At 69.3% G+C, this 5719-nt stretch carries 7 protein-coding genes; 6 read left to right on the top strand and 1 reads right to left on the bottom strand.

Annotation, left to right across the window (positions count from 1 at the left end):
- From ispG to QMK34_RS46700, 3 genes are all read left to right on the top strand, one after another.
- Positions 1 to 1122 (top strand): flavodoxin-dependent (E)-4-hydroxy-3-methylbut-2-enyl-diphosphate synthase (gene ispG, locus QMK34_RS46710; RefSeq protein WP_326421456.1); only part of this gene is annotated, 1122 nt, incomplete at its 5' end.
- Between the two features lie 101 nt (positions 1123 to 1223).
- Positions 1224 to 2063 carry a helix-turn-helix domain-containing protein gene (locus tag QMK34_RS46705; RefSeq protein ID WP_326421455.1) on the top strand — a complete coding sequence of 280 codons (840 nt, stop codon included), beginning with the start codon at positions 1224 to 1226 and terminating at the stop codon, positions 2061 to 2063.
- A complete protein-coding gene (locus QMK34_RS46700; protein WP_326421453.1) occupies positions 2060 to 2467 on the top strand; it encodes a VOC family protein in 408 nt (135 codons plus the stop codon). The genes QMK34_RS46705 and QMK34_RS46700 overlap by 4 nt, the downstream gene beginning before the upstream one ends.
- Position 2468: 1 nt before the next feature.
- Here QMK34_RS46700 and QMK34_RS46695 read toward each other — a convergent pair whose 3' ends face one another.
- Entirely contained in the window at positions 2469 to 2675 is a 207-nt protein-coding gene (locus tag QMK34_RS46695; RefSeq protein ID WP_326421452.1) for a DUF4177 domain-containing protein, read from the bottom strand.
- Between the two features lie 111 nt (positions 2676 to 2786).
- Here QMK34_RS46695 and QMK34_RS46690 point away from each other — a divergent pair, with 111 nt between their 5' ends.
- The 3 genes from QMK34_RS46690 to QMK34_RS46680 form a co-directional block, all read left to right on the top strand.
- Positions 2787 to 3641 carry a GNAT family N-acetyltransferase gene (locus QMK34_RS46690; RefSeq protein WP_326421451.1) on the top strand — a complete coding sequence of 285 codons (855 nt, stop codon included), beginning with the start codon at positions 2787 to 2789 and terminating at the stop codon, positions 3639 to 3641.
- A 93-nt stretch (positions 3642 to 3734) separates the two neighbouring features.
- Entirely contained in the window at positions 3735 to 5546 is a 1812-nt protein-coding gene (locus QMK34_RS46685; protein WP_326421449.1) for a penicillin-binding transpeptidase domain-containing protein, read from the top strand.
- A 44-nt stretch (positions 5547 to 5590) separates the two neighbouring features.
- Positions 5591 to 5719, top strand: a 129-nt coding sequence (locus QMK34_RS46680; protein ID WP_442785371.1) for a diiron oxygenase, incomplete at its 3' end; no start/stop codon positions are given.

The raw sequence follows: 5719 nt of genomic DNA, 5'->3' as shown, positions 1-5719 counted from the left end.
CCCCCCGTTCTCTCCGAGCGTCGTAAGACCCGGCAGCTTCAGGTCGGGTCGGTCGGTGTCGGTAGTGAGTCGCCGATCTCGGTGCAGTCGATGACGACGACGCTGACCTCCGACGTCAACGCCACCCTCCAGCAGATCGCCGAACTCACCGCCGCGGGCTGCGACATCGTCCGCATCGCGTGCCCCTCCCAAGACGACGCCGACGCACTCGCCGCGATCGCCACCAAATCGCAGATCCCGGTCATCGCCGACATCCACTTCCAGCCGAAATACGTCTTCGCCGCGATCGAAGCCGGCTGCGCCGCCGTGCGCGTCAACCCCGGCAACATCCGCAAATTCGACGACCAGGTCAAAGAAATCGCGAAAGCCGCCAAAGACCACGGCACACCGATCCGGATCGGCGTCAACGCCGGCTCCCTCGACAAACGAATCATGGACAAATACGGCAAAGCGACCCCCGAAGCGCTCGCCGAGTCCGCACTCTGGGAAGCGTCACTGTTCGCCGAACACGACTTCCACGACATCAAGATCTCCGTCAAACACAACGACCCCGTCGTCATGGTCCGCGCCTACGAACTCCTCGCCGAACAGTGCGACTACCCCCTGCACCTCGGCGTCACCGAAGCCGGACCCGCCTTCCAAGGCACCATCAAATCCGCCGTCGCGTTCGGCGCACTACTACGCCAAGGCATCGGCGACACGATCCGCGTCTCCCTGTCCGCACCACCGGTCGAAGAGGTCAAGGTCGGCATCCAGATCCTGCAGTCGCTCAACCTCAAGGAACGCAAACTCGAAATCGTCTCCTGCCCCTCCTGCGGCCGCGCACAGGTCGACGTCTACACCCTCGCCGAACAAGTCACCGCCGGACTCGAAGGCATGGAAATCCCGCTCCGCGTCGCCGTCATGGGCTGCGTCGTCAACGGCCCCGGCGAAGCCCGCGAAGCCGACCTCGGCGTCGCCTCCGGCAACGGCAAAGGCCAAATCTTCGTCAAAGGCGAAGTCATCAAAACCGTTCCCGAACACCTCATCGTCGAAACCCTCATCGAAGAAGCCATGCGCATCGCCGAAGCCGCCGAAGCCAACGGCACCGTCAGCGGCGAACCCACCGTCACCGTCAGCTGACCCGGCTTTTTGGTTGCCCCTGAAGGCCATCCTTGATGGCGTCCCCACGCGACGGCGTTAAACGCCGTCATGGTGGCCTTCAGGGGCATTAAACTGAACGGGTGAGCGTCGACTGGGCCGTTCGTGAGCCGCACCCCGTGCTGCGGCCGCTGATCGCGCGCTACCTCGGTTACGTCCAGGACGACGTCACCCTCGCGGTCCATCGCGGGCTGCCGTCGCGGCACGTCACGCTCGTCATCAGTCTCGACCGGCCGGTCCGCGTCACCGGCATGCCGTTGCCGGACCAGTCGCCGGTCACCGCGCAAGGGCTCGTCGGCGGCCTGCACCTCGGCCCGGCGCTGATCGCGCAGGACCGCCGTCAGCGCGGGATCCACGTCGAACTCGACCCGCTGGGCGTCCGGGCGCTCCTCGGGGTGTCCGCCGCGGAGTTGAGCGGTCAGGTGGTCGCCCTGGACCAGCTCGGTTCGCCGGTGCTCGCGGAGCTGCCCGAGCGGCTGGCCGAAGCCGAGGACTGGTCGTCCCGGTTCGCGGTGCTGGACCGGGTGCTGGCGAACGTGGCCGCCGAGCGAGCGGGGACGGCGGAGGTCGGCTGGGCCTGGAGACGGCTGCTCGGCGCGGACGGCCGCCTGCTGGTCACCACGCTCGCCGACGAGGTCGGCTGGAGCAGAAGGCACTTCGGCGAGCGGTTCCGCGCGGAGGTCGGGCTGACGCCGAAGCAAGCCTCGCGGGTCCTCCGGTTCGAACAGGCGCTGCGGTCGGTGCGTGGCGGCGGCCGGGTCGACCTCGCCGAGGTCGCGATCCGCTGCGGCTACTACGACCAAGCCCACCTCAGCAACGAATGGCGCGCGCTGGCCGGGTGCTCGCCCCGCACCTGGATCGCCGAGGAGCTCCCATTCCTCCAAGACGACGACGGGGCCGGTGGCCGAGACTCCTCCGCATGACCGAAACAGAAACGCCCCAGCTCACCGTCTGGCCCGCCCTGCACTACGACGACGCCACCAGCGCGATCCGGTTCCTCGTCGACGTCGTCGGCTTCCGTGAGGCGCTCGTCGTGCCCACCGAAGACGGCGACGTCGCGCACGCCGAGCTGCGCTGGCCCGAAGGTGGCGCGGTGATGCTCGGCAGCACGAAGGCGACCGCGGGCACCCACGGCGAGATGAAAGCCGGGACGGGCGTCATCTACGTCGTTTCGGACCACGTCGACGAGATCCACGCGCGGGTCGTCGCGTCGGGCGCCGAGATCTCCGAACCGCTGCACGACAGCGACTACGGGTCCCACGGCTTCACCCTGCGCGACGCCGAGGGCAACCTCTGGACGATCGGCACCTACCGCGGCGCGCCCTGACTCACTGCACGGGCCGCTCGAAGGTGAGCAGCAGGCCGTCCACCCCGCCGGGGCCCATCCGGCCCTTGACCTCGGCGGAGGTGATGGCCTTGAGCTGCCAGCCGTCCTCGGCGTGGGTGTTGAGCACCTTCTCCACCTTGTCGCCGGACATTTTGCCGCCGATCATCTTCTCGCGGAGTTCGACGACCTTGTAGGTGTATCGCTGCATGCCCTGATTCTGCCCCGGCACGGTGTGTCATTCGCCGGGATCGTGAAGTTCGTTCGAGCGTGTCGTGGACCTTGCGTTCCGTTCACGTCGTTCATCTGGCACTCTGGGGTGGTGTTGCGGCTTGCAGGAGCACGGCTGCTCGATGATCGGGACTACCCGGCGGTTCGTGCCGCGCTCGCCGCGGACCCGGTAGGCAGCTGCATGGTCAGTGCCAGGGTGGAGGCCGCGGGCCTCGACCCGTGGCGTCTTGGTGGTGAGCTCTGGGCGGCGGATTCGCGCCCGGCCCGTGCCGGTCGCATTCAGGGCCTGTGCTTCGCGGGCCCCAACCTCATCCCGCTTCGCGGCAACGCCTCGGCCGTCCGGTCCTTCGCCGATCGCGCCCTGCGCCGCCAGCGCACCTGTTCCTCACTCGTCGGCCCGGCCGAGCAGGTCATCGGCCTCTGGGACGAGCTGACCGCCGAATGGGGCCCGGCCAGGGAGGTCCGCGACGACCAGCCGCTGATGGCACTCGACGGCGTTCCCTCGGTGCCGAGCGACCCGTACGTCCGCGCCGTCCGCCCCGACGAGCTCGACCGCTACCTCCCCGCCGCGATCGCGATGTTCATCGAGGAGGTCGGCGTCGACCCGCGCAGCGGTGACGGCGGCGTCAGCTACCGCGCCCGCGTGTCCGAGCTGATCGCCGGTGGCCGCGCGTTCGCCCGGTTCGAGGACGGCGAAGTGGTGTTCAAGGCCGAGATCGGCGCGATGTCGGCCACGGTCGGCCAGATCCAGGGCGTCTGGGTCCATCCCGATCGCCGCGCCGACGGGCTCGGCACCGCGGGCACCGCCGCGGTGGTCAACAGGCTGGTCCGCGGGATGGGCCGCACGGCGAGCCTGTACGTCAACGCGTACAACAGCCCGGCGCTGGCCGCGTACCGCAAGGTCGGGTTCCAGCAGGTCGGCCAGTACGCGACTGTGCTGTTCTAGAGGTTGTTCCAGACGTTGTTCCAGACGTTGTTCCAGGTCCGTCCAGGCGTTGCGCGCGGGCTCCGGCCCGTTCGCCTGGCATGATCCGCCCTCATGCCACCTCGACTACCTCCCCGACGTCGTGGAGCTGTGCTCCTGGCCGTGGCGGCGCTCGCCGCCGCCACCACCGCCGGCTGCGGTCTGTTCGGTCCGGGTCCTGACGACGTCCTCGCCGACTTCCTCGGCGCCCTGACCTCGGGTGACGTCGCACGGGCCGCCGGGCTCACCGACTCCCCGGACGCGGCGAAGGCGCTGCTCGGGCAGGCTCGCGCGGCGCTCGGGCCGGAGTCGATGGAGGCCTTCGACCAGGTGGTCAAGACCAAGGACGAGAACGCGACCGCGACGTACAAGCTCGTCTGGCACCTGCCGAAGGCCAGGACGTGGACGTACAGTGCCGACGCCCAGCTGTACTCCGCGCAGGACGGCTGGAAGGTGCACTGGCTGCCGACGGCCCTGCATCCCCAGCTCGCCGCGCAACAGAGCCTCGCGGTCAAGGCCGATCCCGCGCAGCTCGCGCCGGTGCTCGACCGCGACAGCATGCCGCTGCTCAAGCCACAGACCGTGGTCGGTGTCGTGGTGGATCCGGCGAAGGCGGGGGACACCGGCGTCGTCGCCGACAAGCTGGGCGCGGCGCTCAACCGCTTCGAGCCCACGGTCACTGGCCAGTCCATCCGCGACGGGCTCAAGACGGTCAAGCCCGGCGGCTCCTACCCGGTGGTGAACCTGCGCTCGGGGGACTACCAGCAGGTGAAGCCCGCCATCTACGACCTGCCGGGGGTGCGGTTCAGCCAGCAGGAGCGGCTGCTGCCCGCCGACAAGGACTTCGGCAAGCAGGTCCTGCCCGCGATGCGCTCGCTCGTCGAGGAACGCGTGGCCGGGGCGGCGGGCTGGCGGGTCGTCACACTTGACGTGGGCGGTGGCGAGGTCGCCGAGCTGCACGCCGAAGCGGCCAGGACCGCGGCCGCCGTGGTCAGCACTCTCAGCGCCCGGATCCAGACAGCGGCGGAGCAGGCTCTTCAGCCCGTGCCGACGGCCGCCGCGCTGGTGGTGATCCAGCCCTCGACGGGCGAACTGCTTGCCGTCGCGCAGAACGAGCCCGCCGACGCCCAGGGCTCGCTCGCGCTGAGCGGCCGGTTCCCGCCCGGCTCGACGTTCAAGATCATCACGGCCGCGGCGGCGCTCGGTGCGGGGACGGTCAAGGTGGACACCCCGGTGGACTGTCCGGGCACGGTCACCTTCGAGGGCCGCACGGTGCCGAACGAGGGCAAGTTCGAGCTCGGCACGGTCCCGCTGTCGACGGCGTTCGCCAAGTCCTGCAACACGACGTTCGCCAAGCTCGCGACCGACCTCCCGCCCCCGGCGCTCACCGACGCGGCCCGCGACCTCGGCGTCGGCGCGGACTTCGTCATCCCCGGCCTGACCACGATCACCGGCTCGGTCCCACCGGCGGACGCCGTCGTGCAGCGCGCGGAGAACGGCTTCGGCCAGGGCACCGTGCTGACCAGCCCGTTCGGCATGGCGCTCGCGGCAGCGACCGTGGCGGCGGGCAAGATACCCACCCCGACCCTGGTGCGAGGCATCCCATCCACCGCCGCGAACCTCGGCAAACCCCTGCGCCCCGACGTCCTGGACTCCCTGAGGTCGATGATGCGCGACGTGGTGACGGACGGCACGGCAACAGCGCTACGCGACCTCCCCGACGTCCGCGGCAAGACCGGAACGGCCCAGTTCGGCAACGGAACCCACTCCCACGGCTGGTTCGTAGGCTACGAAGCCGACCTAGCCTTCTCAGTCCTCCTAACCGACGCAGGCTCATCAAAACCAGCAGTAGAAGCCGCAAAAACCTTCCTAAAAGCCCTAAAATAACCCAACCCGCGCAGGCGTTGCCGCTGATCCTGCGCGGCCCGTCCATGTCAATGTGGGTGGCGACGCTGATCGGGGAGGAGGTGTTCGACGCCCTGCAGCGCGAGCATCTCAAGGACGAATCCGTGCAACCGCTGGTCCGCGCGGTGATGCGCATCCACGTCGCCGAGGAAGCC

Source organism: Amycolatopsis sp. H20-H5 (genome assembly GCF_035828755.1).
GTDB lineage: Bacteria > Actinomycetota > Actinomycetes > Mycobacteriales > Pseudonocardiaceae > Amycolatopsis.
The sequence above is the reverse complement of the archived record's forward strand: the minus strand, read 5'-3'. Positions and strand labels throughout refer to the sequence as shown.

Bases quoted from the DNA above. Each gene is read 5' to 3' on its own strand.
- QMK34_RS46685 (WP_326421449.1), top strand. From the start codon at position 3,735: ATGCCACCTCGACTACCTCCCCGACGTCGTGGAGCTGTGCTCCTGGCC.
- QMK34_RS46695 (WP_326421452.1), bottom strand. From the start codon at position 2,675: ATGCAGCGATACACCTACAAGGTCGTCGAACTCCGCGAGAAGATGATC.
- QMK34_RS46700 (WP_326421453.1), top strand. From the start codon at position 2,060: ATGACCGAAACAGAAACGCCCCAGCTCACCGTCTGGCCCGCCCTGCAC.